A 15,057-nucleotide genomic window follows, 5' to 3' on the forward strand; every position below is an offset into this window, starting at 1 on the left:
CGGCCTTTTCTGTAAATTAAACGCCTTTAGTCGTGTCTGTTCGGCTGGTCAGATCCAGCCACGCAACGAGGAGAAAGCCCCCCGCCAGCCCGAGATGCTCGAAGAAGGAATTGGCGGCCATAAATCGGTCCTGGCCTACGGGCATTTCCCAAAACCGCAACGCTAGGAAGGTGGCCAAAAGTGTAAACCCACCAAGCGCCAATGCCCCTAGCCAGCGCCATCGTCCCGTAAGGATCATCGCGGATGCCGCCAGTTCCAGTACGATTACCGCTGCTGAAAAAATCACAGGCGGCTTGAGCCCGAAATGCGTCATCTCTCCAATGGCACCCTGAAAGTCAGTCAGCTTGACCAGACCGCCCTGAATGTAGGCAGCGCACAGTCCCAGCAGTGCTATAAACTTCACCACGCCCGAAATCGGGCTGTTTGCATCAATTTTGAACGACATCGAACCCCTCCTGATGGCGCAAGGACTGGGTTCGGACGAAAGGATGCAGCTCTGCAATGTGCTGCTCCTTTGCCCAGAAGTCCTCAATGAAACTGTCCGTATGTGCAAAGGCCGCGCCGGTTCCCCGTAACGTGTCGGTCATGAATGCCTTCCTGGCGAATGACGAGGGAAGAAAGGCGGCCCGGATCAAAGCCCGGGCCGCCGCCATTGTTGAATTACTTGGCCGGATTTGGTCCGATGCGCTCGCCATGCGTGACGCGTTCGGCGGCTTTGTGAACCATGGTGTAGGCGTAATCGACGCCCATTCCATAAGCGCCGGAATGGTCGCGCACGATGCCCATCACTGCGTCATACGTGTCGCGGCGAGCCCAGTCGCGCTGCCACTCCAGCAATACCTGCTGCCAGGTTACAGGCACGACGCCGACCTGAAACATGCGGTCCATCGCATATTTGTGCGCATCGACTGATGTGCCGCCTGATGCATCGGCCACCATATAGATTTCGTAGTCAGTGTCGTGCAGGCACGACAGCGCGAAGGTTATGTTGCATACCTCGGTCCAAAGTCCCGAAACGATAATCTTCTTGCGACCCTTGGCGGCGTTTGCAGCCAGCGCGTCACGCACATTCTGATCGTCCCATGAGTTCATGGAAGTGCGTTCCAGGAGCTTGTTCTCAGGGAATACAGCCAGTAGCTCAGGGTAGGTGTGACCCGAAAAGCTTTCAGTCTCGACCGTTGTGATCGTGGTTGGCACCTGGAAGACCTTGGCTGCTTTGGCGAGCCCCACCACGTTATTCTTCAGGACCTGACGATCAATCGACTGGACGCCAAATGCCATCTGTGGCTGCTGGTCGATGAAGATGACCTGGCTGTTTTGAGGCGTCAGAACTTCAAGCTTGGTAGACATTAAAAACTCCTGAGGTTTGGGAGGGAGGGAAGATGCGCCTTAGACAGAATCACGGTCTTTGGGCGTGGGATCTGTGCTGTTGATGGCGAAGGATTTCTCATGCAGGCAGGATTGCACGACGTTCTTGTTGCCCTTCAGCCATTGCACACCGGCTTCGCCGGCGACCATGCCGAGAAGGCCGAGCAGTGCGATAATCGGCGGCGCGGGGGACTTGACTGCAAGCCCCGCATAGATTGCGCCGACGCCGACGCCGACAACAAGCGAAAGGAGATACGGGTGTAAAAGGTTCATTGGGACAACTCCCCAGCGGATTGCGGATGCAGTAGGAAGCCAAACAAGCCGTTCAATTCGTTTTGCGTGATCTGATGCCCACCGGGCTCGATCAGGCTCTCGACGGCAGCACCTTGATGGGTGAACCAGTCGATCAGGGCTAACGACTGTGGCAAGGGGCAGATTGGATCATTGCGACCCGCACTGATGAAGATTGGTAACCCTTTCAGCGCTGGTTGCGCGGCGGGCTTCCAAGGGATGAACGGATGAAGCAGCGCGGCGCGATCGAAAAGACCCGGACGCTGAAACAGCATTGAGGCGAGAATATTTGCGCCATTGGAAAAGCCGAACGCATAAAGTGGCCGGTTGGGATAGTCCGCGCGCACCAGCGCCACGAAATCAAGCATGTTGCGCGTGCGCAGCTCGAGATCGTCCATATCGTAGACACCTTCCGCCGTGCGACGGAAAAAGCGGTTCGCTCCAAATTCGGAGACATCACCTCTGGGTGCGACGATACCCGCGTTCGGTGCAAAAGTCTGGATAAGATCGACGAACAGATACTCATCTCCGCCCGTTCCATGAAGGGCCAGAAAGACCGGGGCTTGCGGAGCACCTTCGTGGCGGAAACTGTGATATGTCATGGCGAAACGATCCTGTGTTGCGAGAGCTCGACGGTTTATTTGCCGAGCGGTTCGAGATGCGCTTCGATCTTGTCTCGATAGTTCTCGTAACGAGCTGGTAATTTCAGGTTCTCGCCAAGATGGGCCGTATCCTCGTCGCGGTCGAAACCTGGCTCATTTGTGGCCACCTCGAACAGGACACCGCCAGGTGTGCGGAAGTAGATTGCCCAGAAATAATCCCGGTCTATCACCGGCGTGACCTGATAGCCCGTATCCATCAGCGCTTTGCGTACTTCAAGCTGGGTAGCGCGATCAGGCACTGCGAATGCTATATGATGGACTGAACCGGCTCCTTGCCAGGCCGAAGGGCCTTGCGGTAATGATTCAAGATCAATCGTATCGGCGCCATTGCCGTCAGGCATGATGAAACGAGTGACGTTGCCCTCGGTTTCCAACGCATCGTAACCCATGAAGCGTAGCAGTTCGGCTGTGGCTGCGGTGTCACGCAGACGCAGCCGTGCTCCGCTGAAACCACGGATTGCTGCTTGCTCCGAAACACCGGCATTCGTCCAAGGTGCGCGCGCATCATCGGCCGTTTCAATCAGCGAAAAGCCGTCACCGTCAGGCCCACGGAACCGCAGACGATCTGCGCCAAAGGTCTTGTCAGCTTCAAGTCCGTTAATGCCTTTGGCCGCAAAGCGGTCTTTCCAGAAAGCAAGTGCGCCTTTCGGCACTGAAAATTGCGTTTCGCCGACTTCACCCACACCCGGACGGCTGGCTCCAATGTTGGGGAAGGGGAAATAGGTCATAACTGTGCCCGGAGTGCCGACCTCATCGCCATAATAGAGATGATAGACACTCGGTTCGTCAAAGTTCACAGTCTTCTTGACCCGGCGCAAACCAAGCGTGTCGGTGAAGAAGGCATTATTCTGACGAGCGTCAGCAGCCATCGACGTAATATGATGGAGGCCTTTGATCTGTTTCAGCATAGATTTTCTGCCTTTTCACGCACAGATCCACGCTAGAGCCTCGTTGACGCAAACTAGCTATGGACCCATTTAAGTAAGTCAATATCAGTAGTTGACGTGACCATAATATAGTTGATGATTGCGTGTAATTGCATAAATAGTTGATAATGCATTACGCGAGGCGCAATAATCAAATGGACGAATTGAAAGCACTCCGCACGTTTCTCGTTGCTGCGGACAAACGAAACTTCGCACAAGCCGCCAAAGAGCTTGACGTCACGCCAGCATCCGTAACGCGGACTATTGCCGCGCTTGAGGCGGAATTGGGTGTGCAGCTTTTTATGCGCACAACACGGCAAGTGTCGCTGACAACTGATGGTGCGGTGTTCGCAGCCCGGATTGAGCCAGCTATGGAGGCCTTTGATGGAGCGCGGGCCGAATTACTCGCGTCACATAAGGCGGATGAAGGCCGGATCAGGATCAATGCCCCTATGTCGCTGGGTCAGCGGGTTCTTGCGCAAATTCTAAGCGGTTTTCGCGCCGTCTATCCAAAGGTCCATCTGGAGATTTCACTGACGGACAAATTGTTGGACATGGTTGATGAGGATTTCGACCTTGCGATCCGCGTTTCGGAACCCCCATCTGACAAGTTCACGATCTGGAGGAAAATCTGTGCGGTGAAGCGCGTGATGGTTGCCGCGCCAGGAACGTCTTATGCTGCGGTACAACATCCGGATGAGTTGATGGCGGATGACTGTTTTGGCTACAGTTCTGAAAGCCGCCGGGAACTTTGGCAATTGTCGAATGACGACGTGAACTTGACCGTTTCCGCAGGCCGTTCCGTCAGCTCCAACAATGGCGAGGTCCTTGCACGTATGGCTGCGGATGGGGGTGGCGTTGCGCTTCTGCCCAGCTTTATCGTCGCGGATTATCTGGCGGCGGGGCGCCTTGTCGCTATCTTGCCGGAATGGCAACCTCCGCAACTTTGGCTGACGCTCTATTACCCGCCTTACCAGAAACTTCCGCCGCGAATTGCTGCGTTTTCGGAGTTCTTTGAAGAGAATATCTCACCGCTGGTCACAGCGATCGAGTGAACTTATCACGTCTGTTGCGCCCGCCGCCGCTGAAGCAAGCAGAGGCGAGGGGGCGTAGTGGCCTGCTCCATGTCGATGGATACAGACATCCATCGACATGACTCCCGCGCAAAGAAGGTCATTGTGTTCCGCGAGGAACACAGTCCGCCATTTTCACAAAGCCTGCTCAGCAAGCGAAGTGCTCGTTTTGGTCTTTTTAGTCGTCACAAGACTGTAGACGACAGGTACCACAAACAGGGTTAGTAATGTTCCGAAGGACATGCCTCCGACAATGACCCAACCAATTGCCTGACGGCTTTGGGCCCCCGCACCTGTGGCGATGGCAAGAGGAACGGCACCCAGCACCATTGCACCTGTTGTCATCAGGATAGGGCGAAGGCGCATTACGGCGGCTTCCATGACAGATTCCGCAATGTCGTGGCCTTCATCGCGCATGTGGTTCGCAAATTCCACGATTAGAATACCGTGTTTTGTGATGAGCCCGACCAGTGTGACCAGCCCGATCTGACTGTAGACGTTCATACTGGCGCCCGCAAACCACAGGGCGAGCAAAGCACCTGCAATCGACAGTGGTACTGTCAGAAGAATGATAAATGGGCTGATGAAGCTTTCAAACTGTGCAGCCAAAACCAGATAGATGAAGAGGATAGCAAGCCCGAACACAAACAGAATGCTCGAATTCGAGTTTCTGAAATCGCGGGATTCACCTTCCAGATCGTATTGAGCATAAGAAGGGAAGCTCTCTCCGGCAGCCGTTTCCAGATAGGTCAGAGCTTCGCCGAGAGAATAGCCGGGAGCAAGTCCCGCGCTGACAGTGGCAGACCGCAATCTGTTGAAACGATAGAGGTTTGCAGGCTCGACACTTTCCTTCACAGTTACGAGGTTCGACAAAGGGATAAGTTGTCCTGAAGAGCCACGCATGTTTACCAGATTGATGGAATCTGGCGTGCTTCTATCCTGTGCGTCGAGTTGTACGAGAACGTCAGATTGTTCACCATCGCGATCGATACGTGTGACCTGACGGCTACCGAACATCGTTTCAAGCGTCTGGCCGACGTCGGAAACCTGCAAGCCCGCCTCCCGGATTTTTTCCCGGTTCATGTTGATTTCCATGCGCGGCTTGTTCAGATCGAGGTTGGATTCGACATTGGTCAGGCCGGGATTTTCCCGAATTTTGGCGACAAAATCGGTCACCAGCCGGTTGAGATCCTCAAAGCTGGACGATGATTGCACAACGAACTGGACAGGGTTGTTGGCACCGGCACCGCCGCCGCGGGCGGTCGTCAGTGATGGCATATTGAAGGCAAAGGCGCGTACACCCGGAATTGCACTTATCTGCGGGCCAATGGACTGAATGATTTCCTGCTGGCTGCGCTCGCGTTCGTCCCAGTCCTTGAGCAATCCGAAGGCCCCAAAATTGGTGACTTGCGGAAAACCATAAACCGAGAAATAAGTGCTTATCTCGGGAATATCCGCCATAATGTCTTGAGTGATCTTGCCGTAACGTTCTGTAAATTGAAGAGTAGAGCCTTCGGGAGCTGTACCGGCTATTCTAACGACGCCGCGATCCTCAATAGGTGCCAATTCGCTCGGCAGATTGACATACAGAAAGCCCGCAAGAACGGCCGTGGACGCTGCGCCCACAAGCACGATCCATCTGTTGCGCATGGCATGAACGAGCACGCGCCGGTAGCTTTCATTGAGCCGGTTAAGAAAAGTTTCCAATGCTCTTGAAATGCGATTTTGCTTTTCATTGTGACGCAATAGCTTAGCGCACATCATCGGTGTGAGCGTCAGTGCCACGAAGCCCGAGACAATCACCGCGCCTGCAAGGGTCAATGCAAACTCAATGAAGAGCTGCCCGGTTCTGCCCTCCGTGAAGGCTATGGGGATGTAAACGGCAGCAAGGGTCAGTGTCATCGCGATGACGGCGAATGCGATCTCGCCCGTTCCTGCGATGGCAGCATGAAGTGGTGTCTCTCCTTCTTCAATACGTCGATGCACATTCTCCAGAACGACGATGGCGTCGTCGACGACAAGGCCGATGGCCAGAACCAGAGCAAGCAAGGTTAGTGTATTGATGCTGAAACCGAAGGCGAACATGATCGCGAGTGTTGTGATCAGCGATACAGGTATCGTGACAATCGGGATAAGGCTGGCGCGGATGGAGCGGAGGAAAAAGAAAATTACCAGAATGACGAGGATGATTGCTTCGCCGATCGTGTGAAACACAGCTTCAATGGAACGATCAATGAAGATAGAGCTGTCATAGGTGATTTCGGCTTGCATGCCTTGTGGCAAACTCTCCTGAATGGTGGGGAGTACAGCGCGTACGTTGTTTGCCACATCCAGCGGATTGGCGGTTGCCTGCTTCACAACACCAATGGAAACCGCGGTTTGGCCCTGTTTGGTGGTGGCCTGTCTTTCGTCCGCAGCGCCGAGTTCGGTCCTTCCGATATCACGCAAGCGAACCGGATAGCCGTTCACGACATTGATAATGATGTCGGCGAACTCTTCCGGTGTTGAAAGTGCAGTGTTGGCAAGCAGCGTAAATTCCCGATCCTGACTTTCGATGCGACCGGCAGGCACTTCGACATTCTGGCTCGAGAGAGCGGTTTCCACATCCTGAACAGTAAGGCCGAAACCGGCAAGCTTGCGTGCATCGATCCATACACGCATTGCGTATTCACGTGCACCGAGGATGCGGGCTTCCGAGACGCCGGGCAGGTTCTGGATTCTGTCAACGACTGTGCGGTTAAGCGTATCCGTAATTTCAAGGCTTGTTTGGGCATCACTCGTGAACGCGACATACATGATGGGCTGCGCATCTGCTTCTACCTTGGCGACAATCGGTTCATCGATTTCGTCAGGTAAATTGCGTCGAGCGCGAGATACGCGATCTCGCACTTCCGCTGCCGCCACCTCCGGATCGGTGCCAAGCGTGAATCTAACGGTGATAGCACTGGTTTCCGCACGGCTGGTTGATGTGACAACATCAATGCCGGCGATGCCGGAAAGCTGAGTTTCCAGAACCTGTGTAACCTGGCTTTCAATGATTTCCGCATTTGCTCCAGCATAGGTTGTGGAGACGGATACTGTCGGTTCTTCGACATCTGGATATTCGCGTGTGGTCAGGCGCTCATAGGATACGATACCGAGCAACACGAGAATGAGACTAAGGACTGTAGCAAGCACCGGCCTGCGAACGCATATTTCCCATAAAGACATCAGAGCGAACCCTCCACTGTCTGTTCCTGGACTTTGCTACCGGCCTGCAATTTTTGCTGACCGGCGGTAACCACGCGGTCGTCGTTGTCCAGCCCATTGAGTATTTCGACTTTTCCATCCAGCCTTTGGCCAAGTGAAACCGGGACGATGTCGACGGTACTGTCGGCATTGATGCGGTAAACGTTCTGGCTTGTACCGCTTGGAACGATAGCGCTTTCCGGCACCAGCATTGTGTCTGCTTTGGTGCCCGCTGTGACTTCTACGCGTACGAAAAGACCCGGGCGAAGCTTCAGCTCCGGATTTTCGATCAAAGCGCGCAGGCGAATCGAACGGCCGACTTCGTCGATGGAAGGTTCAATAGCGTAGATGGAACCCGAGAAAGGCTGACCGGGGAGGGCGTCGGTTGTTATGGAGACTGTTTGCCCCACAGAGACGTCGACGAGAGCCACTTCCGGCAGTGTAAATTCCGCAACGAGCGGATCGATCTGATCGAGTTTTGCCAGATTGCTGGAACCGGCGGTCACATACGCGCCGACGCTGACAGAACGCAGGCCAATCACGCCATTAAACGGCGCCTTGATTGAGGCCTGATCAAGCTGTGCTTGTGCCAGAGCAAGTGCTGCTTCGGTGCTATGCAGATTGGCTTGAGCTTCATCGAGTGTTTGCGTCGCGCTGATGCCACGTTTTGAAAGGGATTCTGTTCGTTCAAATGTGGAACGCGCAAGTTCGTGTGCTGCGTTGGCGGACTGTACCGAGGCATTCAAAATCGAGGTGTCCAGCTGGAATAGAACTGCACCAGCTTCGACCCTGTGCCCTTCCTCAAAGAAGATCTTATCTACTCTGCCGGCGATTTCCGAGGCAAGCGTGACCGATTCCTTGGCGCGCAGTGTCCCCACAGCAGAGAGCAGCTTATCCAGGTTCCGTGTTTCCACGGCTGCCGCTTCGACAATAACTGCATTTGTTGGGGTGGGTGTGCTTGCTACGGCAGGTGCGTTAGCGGCTGTGTCATTTAATCCTCCCTGCCATAGAATGAAGACCGCGATTGCCGCTACCCCCAATGTAAGCGCCAGTATTCCTCGGGTTATGGGTTTCATATGGAAGCCTTTTATTGGGTCCGGGCTGAGAGGCCTGGGGGACTAATTTGGCCTCCACGATACTTGACTTTACAGTAAAGTAAAATTAAAAGGCTGTAATGTCGCAGCAAGAGCATGTCTCCCAACAGCAGGGACCAGTTTGGGGCAAAGACATGCATAAAAACAGTTAGATAGCGGTATTCCAATGGCTCTTTCTTCATTGGAGCAGTGCTAGCCGTAGCCTCAGGGGGGGGGACATGGACGGAAGAATGAGTGTAAGCACCGCGTCAATTTTGGATGCGACGCGGAAGATGCTGACTGAGCACGGTTCTAGTGTCAGTCTTGAGTTGGTGGCAGCTGAAGCGGGGCTCACACGCCAGACGCTTTATAATCGATATGGCAGCAAGCAGGTTCTGCTAAGGGCTGCCTTTGACGATATACGTGAGAAAATCCGTGCGCGGCTCGATATGGCGCCGTGGGATGCGGAGCCTGAAATCCTGCTGCCTGTCATCGCACGTGTCGTTGCGGACAATTTTCTTGAACTGGAAATGGCCAAACTCCAACGTGCCATGATTCAGACAGTTGAGGAGATGCCCGAAGTTGGGATGAGTTTGAAATCGGAGCAGACCGGTCAGGTTCTTGGAAAGCTGACCAGTTACCTTGAAAGGCGGACGTTGATCGGCGATTTGCATGTGACACATCCGGAACTGCAGGCCATGCTGTTTCTCGGCAGTATCAGTGGTTTTTTATTTCCGCGTCTTCTGCTTGGAACGGCAAGTTCTGATGCGGAACTCAATCAGAAATTAATGAACGAAGCAGTGAGCAGTTTTCTCCGTCTTTGGCGGGAGTTGACTTAAAAAGTAAACGAAAGAGGTTCAGTATGTTGAAGGGTTACATCCAGTCGGCTGTAGTTGTGGGTCTAATCGGGGCCATTTCGTTATCTCCTGCATCTCTTGTGCCAACAGCGGCATCTGAAACAACGCGCGATATTGCAAAAGAAGAAAGCAATCGCTCGGTGGTCCTGGAGTTCTATGATGGAGTGTTCAACAAACACGAAGTTGAGAAATACTCCGAGGTCATTGTCGATCAGTATATTCAGCACAACCCCAATGTGCCGGACGGCAAAGAGGCATTCGTTAGTTTTTTCACCCAACGTTTCAAGGATAATCCAGAAGCCACATCACGTATTGTCAGAAGTGCGACAGATGGGGATCTGGTGTTCATTCACGTGAATTCGAAGGAAAATGCCAACGATCCTGGCGTGGCCATTGTCGATATCTTCCGCGTGGATAACGGCAAAATAGTTGAGCATTGGGATGTTATTCAGAAAGTTCCAGACAGCGCCAGCAACAAGAATACGATGTTTTGATGCAGCGTTGCATCGGCCCCATTGCCAGATTTTGGTAGATCAGAGGGCTGCACATCACTCAGTTGCGATCAAGCTCGACACCAAGCGCCCTCTCAGAGTTTGATCGCCTTATGCTCTCACAAGCTGAACAGTTCGCCCCACCGTGTCGTGACGTTGTATGCGCCTGATTTTGCATCGAAATATTGATCGCGCTCATATGTCGTCAGGCCTATCCTCAATTGTTGCCAGGTATGTTCATCATGACCGCATTTTGTTCTTTACGTTCTTTTGTTGCCTTCGGAGCCTTTGCCGCATTGACCTTAGGGTCCGGTTTGGCAACCTTAACAAGTAATGCCGCAGCTCAAACCACTTCGACCGCTCAATCACATGAAGAGGGCTTGCGGGTTGAAGTATTCAATCCAGGGCCGAAGGCGATGTTCCCTGTGGCATCCGAGTTGATTGAAGGTAAGCAGGATGCGATCCTCGTCGATGCACAATTCTCGGCAGCTGATGCAAACAAACTCGTGGACTTGGTCAAGGCTTCCGGCAAACGACTGGTAACCATCTATATCAGCCATGGCGATCCAGACTTTTATTTCGGTCTGAATGTTCTGCAGGACGCCTTTCCAGACGCGCAGATCCTCGCTACGCCGCAGACCATTGCACGCATTCAAAGGACGTATGAAGAAAAGCTGAAGGTCTGGGGCCCGAAGCTGGGCGAAAACGCTCCCAAGCGTATCGTGCTGCCGCAACCTTTAGATGGAGATACGCTGACGCTGGAAGGTCAGTCCCTGAAGATTATGGGGCTGGATGGGCCGGAACCAGATCGCAGCTATGTTTGGATTCCGTCGATTAAGACCGTGTTGGGCGGTATACCCGTTCACGGGGGCAGACACTTATTCATGGCTGATGCACGCACTCCTCAGGCACAGGCCAATTGGCTGGCAACACTTGAGAATATACGCGCGTTAAAGCCTGAGGTCGTGGTGCCCGGACACTTTATGCCCGGTGCAGCACAAGACTTGCATTCAGTGGATTTCACCGAGAACTACATTCGCGTTTTTCAGGAAGAGGCGGCCAAGGTCAAGAATTCAGCGGAGTTAACCGCTGCTATGAAGCAGCGATTTCCTGATCTTGGCTCGGAGAGCGTTCTTGAGCTGAGTGCCAAGGTCGTGACGGGCGAGATGCAATGGTGAATGGCGTCGCAACATTAAGCTGATTTCAGGCGAACAGAGCGAGTTTGGATTGCCTGTCGAACAGGCTTTCAGCCTCGCTCTGGAAAGATTACTTGCTTTAGGAATGATCGCCAGGATCTCGCGCGCTTTCAGTTAGAATTGAACCGCTCCAGCTTGGTGATCATGCTCGTTTTTGGGTGTGTTGATCAGTTTTTGCCAGTAACAGAATTGCGATGAATGATAGCGCTGCTGCAGCCGCACCAAAATACATCACCCATGACAGGCCGGAGCGGTCAATAATAACGCCGCCCAGAAACGAGCCGAGTGCGATCGAGGTTTGAAAGTTTGTGACATATAAAGCGGTTCCGCCCTCATGAGCATTGGGAGCTGCTTTAATCATCCAAATTTGCAGGGCAATTGGAATGACGCCATATGCAAAGCCCCATACGCCTATAAGGATTGTAACGAGCGTTACGCTGCTACTTAAACCGGGCATGAATGCGATAGACAATTGAAGGAGAGCAATGCCTGATAACAACGTAGCTTTTACGTTTTTATCCGAGGCCGCACCTCCCGCAAAATTCCCGGCCATGCCAACCAGAGTATAAGCCAGCAGCATAGCGGAGATCGCGGTGCCACTGAAACCAGCTTGCTCGCTCAGGAATGCCGTAATGTAGGTGTATGTCGCGAACTGAGCGATAATGACGAGAAGCATCGCTACGACACCGACCAGTCCGTTCTGTGTCAGCAGGATTTGCGTGAAGTCTGACACTTTGACAGATAGGCTGACACGTAACGGCGGGAGCGTCAGGAACAGGAACACAATTGCGATTGCTGACAGAATAGCTGCCAGCCCGAATGTGTAGCGCCAGCCAAATATCTCTCCGATAAATGATCCAGCCGGGCCTCCCACAAGTAGGCCGATTGATATGGCAGTGAAGATCACCGACGTGGCGCGTCCGACCGATTGCCGAGGTACCAGACGGCTGGCAATACCCACACCAATGGCCCAGAAGCCGCCAAGCCCAATCCCAAACAAAAGGCGACCAATCAGAATCATTGTGAAGCTGGTGGCAAACATAGCCATAACATTTGCAATGATCAGCAAGGCCGTTAGGAACCAGAGAATCTTTCGTCGATCTGCTTTTCCAATTCCAAGCGTAACGAGAGGGCCAGCCAGTGCCGCCAGAATGCCCGGCACCGTCATCATCAGACCGGCTGTGCCTTCAGAGATACCAAGATCGTTGCTGATGTAGCGCAGAATGCCAACTGGTAAGAATTCTGTAGTACAGAAAACGGCACCGCAAAATGCGATAGCCCATACTGCCAGCCATCCATTTGGGGCCGATTTGGGCTCATAAAATTCAGTATCACTCATATAACCTCACGAATTCGTAACGGTGGGGAAGATGAGTGCAGATCTAATGTTCTGGAAACAGCATGCCAATTGCCGTGGTATTGACAGTTTGGTTCAAAGATATTGAACTAAGGCGCCAGAGCAATTGGTGTTACGACCAAAACTGCTGCCTTATGGAGATGTGCTGATGGATCGTTTGCGAGCGATGGAAATTTTCGTACGGGTTGTTGAGGCTGGCAGCATGACCAAAGCGGCAGAAACCTTATCGCTCCAAAAGTCTGCGGTCAGCATGGCGATCAAACAACTCGAAACCTATCTGGGGTCCCGACTCATTCAGCGATCCTCACGGCAGTTCAACCTGACCGAAGACGGACGCGCTTATTACGAGAGAGGTCGCGTCGTTTTAAATGAGATTAAAGCCATAGAGTATTCTCTGGGCAGCAATCTCGACAACCCTGCAGGGCGCATTCGCGTTGATATGCCCAATTCCATCGCCTCATCGGTGATCCTCCCCAAGCTATCGGAATTTACCAGTCGCTATCCGGCGATTCAGATAGCGCTTGGTATCAGCGATCGGCGCGTCGATCTGGTCCGGGAGGGCGTCGACTGTGTGATCAGAACGGGTCTTCTGGATGATTCGACGCTGGTGAGCCGGAGAATTGGTACCTTCTCCTGGATTGTGTGTGGCTCAAAGGCATATCTGGATGGTTATGGAAGGCCGACATTGCCCGATGATCTCGCCGGTCATCGAATTGTTGGCTATTTTCAGAATGGTTCTGAATTCCGTGACGTTTGGGCATTTAGCCAGCAGGGTGAGGAGTTATTGGTAACTTTGGACAATGCACTCAGTGTGAATGACACAGCAGCATATGTAGAATGTGCTCTTAATGGCCATGGGCTGATCCGCATCGCGGATTACCTCGCAATGCCATTAATTCAGGACGGTGTATTACAGGAAGTGCTCGCGGACTATCGCAGCGAATCTGTACCAGTTTTTGTTCTCTATCCATCATCGAGACACCTCGCATTGTGCGTTCGTGTCTTTGTCGACTGGGTAGCTGAGGTTTTTGCTGCGTCGCAGACCCAAACACGAGCGCATAGCTATTGACGATCAGAGCAACCTGTACCGTCGCTTCCCAAGGAAACTGGACGGTACAGTACCATTTTCAGATGAATGCGCTCAAATCACTGGCTGATTTCGGGCTCGACCAGCTTTTTCAGCTTCTCCAGCGAATCCTGCCAGCCAAGATAGCAAGCTTCAGCAGGAATGATGTCAGGGACGCCTTCCTGCGTGATGGTGATTTCGGTGCCGACTGATATGGCTTTCAGATCAATCGTCACCTTCATTTCGCCGAGCAGATTGGGATCGTCGAACTTATCTGTATAAATAAGTCGTTCTCCGGGGATGAGCTCGACATAGGTGCCACCAAAGGAATGCGATTCTCCTGTTGTGAAATTGCGGAACGACATTTTATGGCCACCACCGACCTTGGCGTTCATTTCGTGTACTGTGCACAAGAACCCGTATGGTGGTATCCAGCTTGCAATTGCATCCGGTTCAACGAATGCGCGGTAGACCTTCTCAGGTTTGGCGGCAATGACACGGTGTAGGCGAATGGTGCTAGGCATGGTTTCCTCCCTATAGCCCTGCTTGATCGGTCTGGATGACCGTCGTTTGGTTGAAAAGTAATTCCAGATATCGATAGAGATGGTCGATGCTTTCCACGGCGCGCTGTGGGTCGCCGCTCGCTTTGGCGAGAATAAAAGCACCTTGAATGACAGCCTGAGTATGTAGCGCGAGGCTTTCAGCCGTAAAGTCGCGAGGGGTGCCGTGTTGTTCCATGGCAGCCTGTATATCAGTCACCAAAGTATCGGCGTGCCCTGCAATGCTTTCCCAGCATGCTTTTTGAATGGCCGGGCTGGTGCTGTAAGCTTCCTGCGCCATTGTCCCGACAAGGCAGGTAAATTCTGGCAGCGCGCCCTGGATCAGTTCCTTTCTGAACGTGACATAGGCGAGAACACGATCCAGCGGATCGACAGATTCATGATAGGGCGCTACGGCGAAAAACGCAGCGGTGGTTTCAGACCAATAATCAGCAGCGGCAACAGCCAAATCTTCCTTGCTGGAAAAGTGATGAAAGAAGGCTCCCTTCGAAAGCCCAGCTTCCCTACAGATGTCGTCGACTGTAGTGGCGGCATAGCCTTTCATCCGGACGACGGTCAGCGCCGCATCCAGCATGTTCGGCTTTGTCGAAGGGTTCTGCTTTCTTGCCATTTCTAATCTCCCTCGATATAACATACCAACCGGTTGGTATTTAATCAAGGCGAAACTCGATCATGTGAGATTCCACTGGGGCTGGTTTTGATCTGTTTGGTTCAGACTGCTGTCGGGTATATATATGAGTGTTTGGTGGTGGATTGGTTTTGGGTTGTTTTGATTGATTGGACAGAATCGCGCTGGTCTGGATGATTAATGTTTGGTAAAATTGTTGGGTTTTCCCTGTGGAAAGAAACTTTGATATTTTTGCTATTTTAGCGTTGACAGTTTTGATGTGTGGGACGTATATAGCGACA

17 protein-coding genes are annotated in these 15,057 nt (G+C 52.8%); 5 read left to right on the forward strand and 12 right to left on the reverse strand.

Annotated features, from left to right (window positions below):
- Window positions 1-16 precede the first annotated feature (16 nt).
- The 6 genes from CEV32_RS01625 to CEV32_RS01650 all read right to left on the reverse strand — a co-directional run bounded on the left by CEV32_RS01625 (window position 17) and on the right by CEV32_RS01650 (window position 3,229).
- Complete coding sequence (locus tag CEV32_RS01625) at window positions 17-445, reverse strand: DoxX family protein (protein WP_094573687.1); 429 nt, start codon at window positions 443-445, stop codon at window positions 17-19.
- Window positions 429-587, reverse strand: a complete 159-nt coding sequence (locus tag CEV32_RS23570; protein ID WP_167382716.1) for a hypothetical protein — start codon at window positions 585-587, stop codon at window positions 429-431. Before CEV32_RS23570 ends, CEV32_RS01625 begins: the two co-directional genes overlap by 17 nt.
- 73 nt (window positions 588-660) lie before the next feature.
- Window positions 661-1,350 carry a hydrolase gene (locus CEV32_RS01635; RefSeq protein WP_094573689.1) on the reverse strand — a complete coding sequence of 230 codons (690 nt, stop codon included), beginning with the start codon at window positions 1,348-1,350 and terminating at the stop codon, window positions 661-663.
- A 39-nt stretch (window positions 1,351-1,389) separates the two neighbouring features.
- Window positions 1,390-1,641 (reverse strand): DUF1427 family protein, encoded by a 252-nt coding sequence (locus CEV32_RS01640; RefSeq protein ID WP_094573690.1) that lies wholly within the window; start codon window positions 1,639-1,641, stop codon window positions 1,390-1,392.
- Window positions 1,638-2,261: an alpha/beta hydrolase gene (locus tag CEV32_RS01645; protein WP_094573691.1), complete on the reverse strand. Its 624-nt coding sequence runs from the start codon at window positions 2,259-2,261 to the stop codon at window positions 1,638-1,640. The genes CEV32_RS01640 and CEV32_RS01645 overlap by 4 nt, the downstream gene beginning before the upstream one ends.
- Window positions 2,262-2,296: 35 nt before the next feature.
- Window positions 2,297-3,229, reverse strand: a complete 933-nt coding sequence (locus tag CEV32_RS01650) for a ring-cleaving dioxygenase (protein ID WP_094573692.1) — start codon at window positions 3,227-3,229, stop codon at window positions 2,297-2,299.
- A 173-nt stretch (window positions 3,230-3,402) separates the two neighbouring features.
- Between CEV32_RS01650 and CEV32_RS01655 the strand changes: the two genes are divergently transcribed.
- Window positions 3,403-4,302 (forward strand): LysR family transcriptional regulator, encoded by a 900-nt coding sequence (locus CEV32_RS01655; protein WP_094573693.1) that lies wholly within the window; start codon window positions 3,403-3,405, stop codon window positions 4,300-4,302.
- Window positions 4,303-4,455: 153 nt separating this feature from the next.
- Here the strand turns inward: CEV32_RS01655 and CEV32_RS01660 are convergent, their stop codons facing one another.
- Entirely contained in the window at window positions 4,456-7,530 is a 3,075-nt protein-coding gene (locus CEV32_RS01660; protein WP_094573694.1) for an efflux RND transporter permease subunit, read from the reverse strand.
- On the reverse strand, window positions 7,530-8,624 hold the full coding sequence (locus CEV32_RS01665; RefSeq protein WP_094573695.1) for an efflux RND transporter periplasmic adaptor subunit: 1,095 nt from the start codon (window positions 8,622-8,624) through the stop codon (window positions 7,530-7,532). Before CEV32_RS01665 ends, CEV32_RS01660 begins: the two co-directional genes overlap by 1 nt.
- 248 nt (window positions 8,625-8,872) lie before the next feature.
- On the opposite strand from CEV32_RS01665, the gene CEV32_RS01670 reads away from it, so the two are divergent.
- The 3 genes from CEV32_RS01670 to CEV32_RS01680 all read left to right on the forward strand — a co-directional run bounded on the left by CEV32_RS01670 (window position 8,873) and on the right by CEV32_RS01680 (window position 11,147).
- Window positions 8,873-9,460: a TetR/AcrR family transcriptional regulator gene (locus tag CEV32_RS01670; RefSeq protein ID WP_167382717.1), complete on the forward strand. Its 588-nt coding sequence runs from the start codon at window positions 8,873-8,875 to the stop codon at window positions 9,458-9,460.
- 23 nt (window positions 9,461-9,483) lie between these two features.
- A complete protein-coding gene (locus tag CEV32_RS01675; RefSeq protein WP_094573697.1) occupies window positions 9,484-9,972 on the forward strand; it encodes a nuclear transport factor 2 family protein in 489 nt (162 codons plus the stop codon).
- Window positions 9,973-10,202: 230 nt separating this feature from the next.
- Window positions 10,203-11,147, forward strand: a complete 945-nt coding sequence (locus CEV32_RS01680; RefSeq protein ID WP_208620776.1) for an MBL fold metallo-hydrolase — start codon at window positions 10,203-10,205, stop codon at window positions 11,145-11,147.
- Window positions 11,148-11,307: 160 nt separating this feature from the next.
- On the opposite strand, the gene CEV32_RS01685 is transcribed toward CEV32_RS01680, so the two are convergent.
- Window positions 11,308-12,504, reverse strand: a complete 1,197-nt coding sequence (locus tag CEV32_RS01685) for an MFS transporter (protein ID WP_094573698.1) — start codon at window positions 12,502-12,504, stop codon at window positions 11,308-11,310.
- A 166-nt stretch (window positions 12,505-12,670) separates the two neighbouring features.
- Here CEV32_RS01685 and CEV32_RS01690 point away from each other — a divergent pair, with 166 nt between their 5' ends.
- Window positions 12,671-13,591: a LysR family transcriptional regulator gene (locus CEV32_RS01690; RefSeq protein WP_094573699.1), complete on the forward strand. Its 921-nt coding sequence runs from the start codon at window positions 12,671-12,673 to the stop codon at window positions 13,589-13,591.
- Between the two features lie 77 nt (window positions 13,592-13,668).
- Here the strand turns inward: CEV32_RS01690 and CEV32_RS01695 are convergent, their stop codons facing one another.
- The 3 genes from CEV32_RS01695 to CEV32_RS23790 all read right to left on the reverse strand — a co-directional run.
- Entirely contained in the window at window positions 13,669-14,112 is a 444-nt protein-coding gene (locus CEV32_RS01695) for an SRPBCC family protein (RefSeq protein ID WP_094573700.1), read from the reverse strand.
- A 10-nt stretch (window positions 14,113-14,122) separates the two neighbouring features.
- The gene (locus CEV32_RS01700; protein WP_094573701.1) at window positions 14,123-14,758 is read right to left on the reverse strand and encodes a TetR/AcrR family transcriptional regulator; all 636 of its coding nucleotides are present in this window, start codon (window positions 14,756-14,758) and stop codon (window positions 14,123-14,125) included.
- A gap of 40 nt (window positions 14,759-14,798) precedes the next feature.
- A partial coding sequence (locus tag CEV32_RS23790; protein ID WP_208620777.1) for a hypothetical protein occupies window positions 14,799-15,057 on the reverse strand: 259 nt, incomplete at its 5' end.

The organism is Brucella rhizosphaerae, from assembly GCF_002252475.1.
GTDB lineage: Bacteria > Pseudomonadota > Alphaproteobacteria > Rhizobiales > Rhizobiaceae > Brucella > Brucella rhizosphaerae.

Bases quoted from the DNA above. Each gene is read 5' to 3' on its own strand.
- CEV32_RS01685 (WP_094573698.1), bottom strand. From the start codon at position 12,504: ATGAGTGATACTGAATTTTATGAGCCCAAATCGGCCCCAAATGGATGG.
- CEV32_RS01695 (WP_094573700.1), bottom strand. From the start codon at position 14,112: ATGCCTAGCACCATTCGCCTACACCGTGTCATTGCCGCCAAACCTGAG.
- CEV32_RS01655 (WP_094573693.1), top strand. From the start codon at position 3,403: ATGGACGAATTGAAAGCACTCCGCACGTTTCTCGTTGCTGCGGACAAA.
- CEV32_RS01650 (WP_094573692.1), bottom strand. From the start codon at position 3,229: ATGCTGAAACAGATCAAAGGCCTCCATCATATTACGTCGATGGCTGCT.
- CEV32_RS01660 (WP_094573694.1), bottom strand. From the start codon at position 7,530: ATGTCTTTATGGGAAATATGCGTTCGCAGGCCGGTGCTTGCTACAGTC.
- CEV32_RS01665 (WP_094573695.1), bottom strand. From the start codon at position 8,624: ATGAAACCCATAACCCGAGGAATACTGGCGCTTACATTGGGGGTAGCG.
- CEV32_RS23570 (WP_167382716.1), bottom strand. From the start codon at position 587: ATGACCGACACGTTACGGGGAACCGGCGCGGCCTTTGCACATACGGAC.
- CEV32_RS01700 (WP_094573701.1), bottom strand. From the start codon at position 14,758: ATGGCAAGAAAGCAGAACCCTTCGACAAAGCCGAACATGCTGGATGCG.
- CEV32_RS01640 (WP_094573690.1), bottom strand. From the start codon at position 1,641: ATGAACCTTTTACACCCGTATCTCCTTTCGCTTGTTGTCGGCGTCGGC.
- CEV32_RS01675 (WP_094573697.1), top strand. From the start codon at position 9,484: ATGTTGAAGGGTTACATCCAGTCGGCTGTAGTTGTGGGTCTAATCGGG.
- CEV32_RS01625 (WP_094573687.1), bottom strand. From the start codon at position 445: ATGTCGTTCAAAATTGATGCAAACAGCCCGATTTCGGGCGTGGTGAAG.
- CEV32_RS01635 (WP_094573689.1), bottom strand. From the start codon at position 1,350: ATGTCTACCAAGCTTGAAGTTCTGACGCCTCAAAACAGCCAGGTCATC.
- CEV32_RS01690 (WP_094573699.1), top strand. From the start codon at position 12,671: ATGGATCGTTTGCGAGCGATGGAAATTTTCGTACGGGTTGTTGAGGCT.
- CEV32_RS01680 (WP_208620776.1), top strand. From the start codon at position 10,203: ATGTTCATCATGACCGCATTTTGTTCTTTACGTTCTTTTGTTGCCTTC.
- CEV32_RS01670 (WP_167382717.1), top strand. From the start codon at position 8,873: ATGAGTGTAAGCACCGCGTCAATTTTGGATGCGACGCGGAAGATGCTG.
- CEV32_RS01645 (WP_094573691.1), bottom strand. From the start codon at position 2,261: ATGACATATCACAGTTTCCGCCACGAAGGTGCTCCGCAAGCCCCGGTC.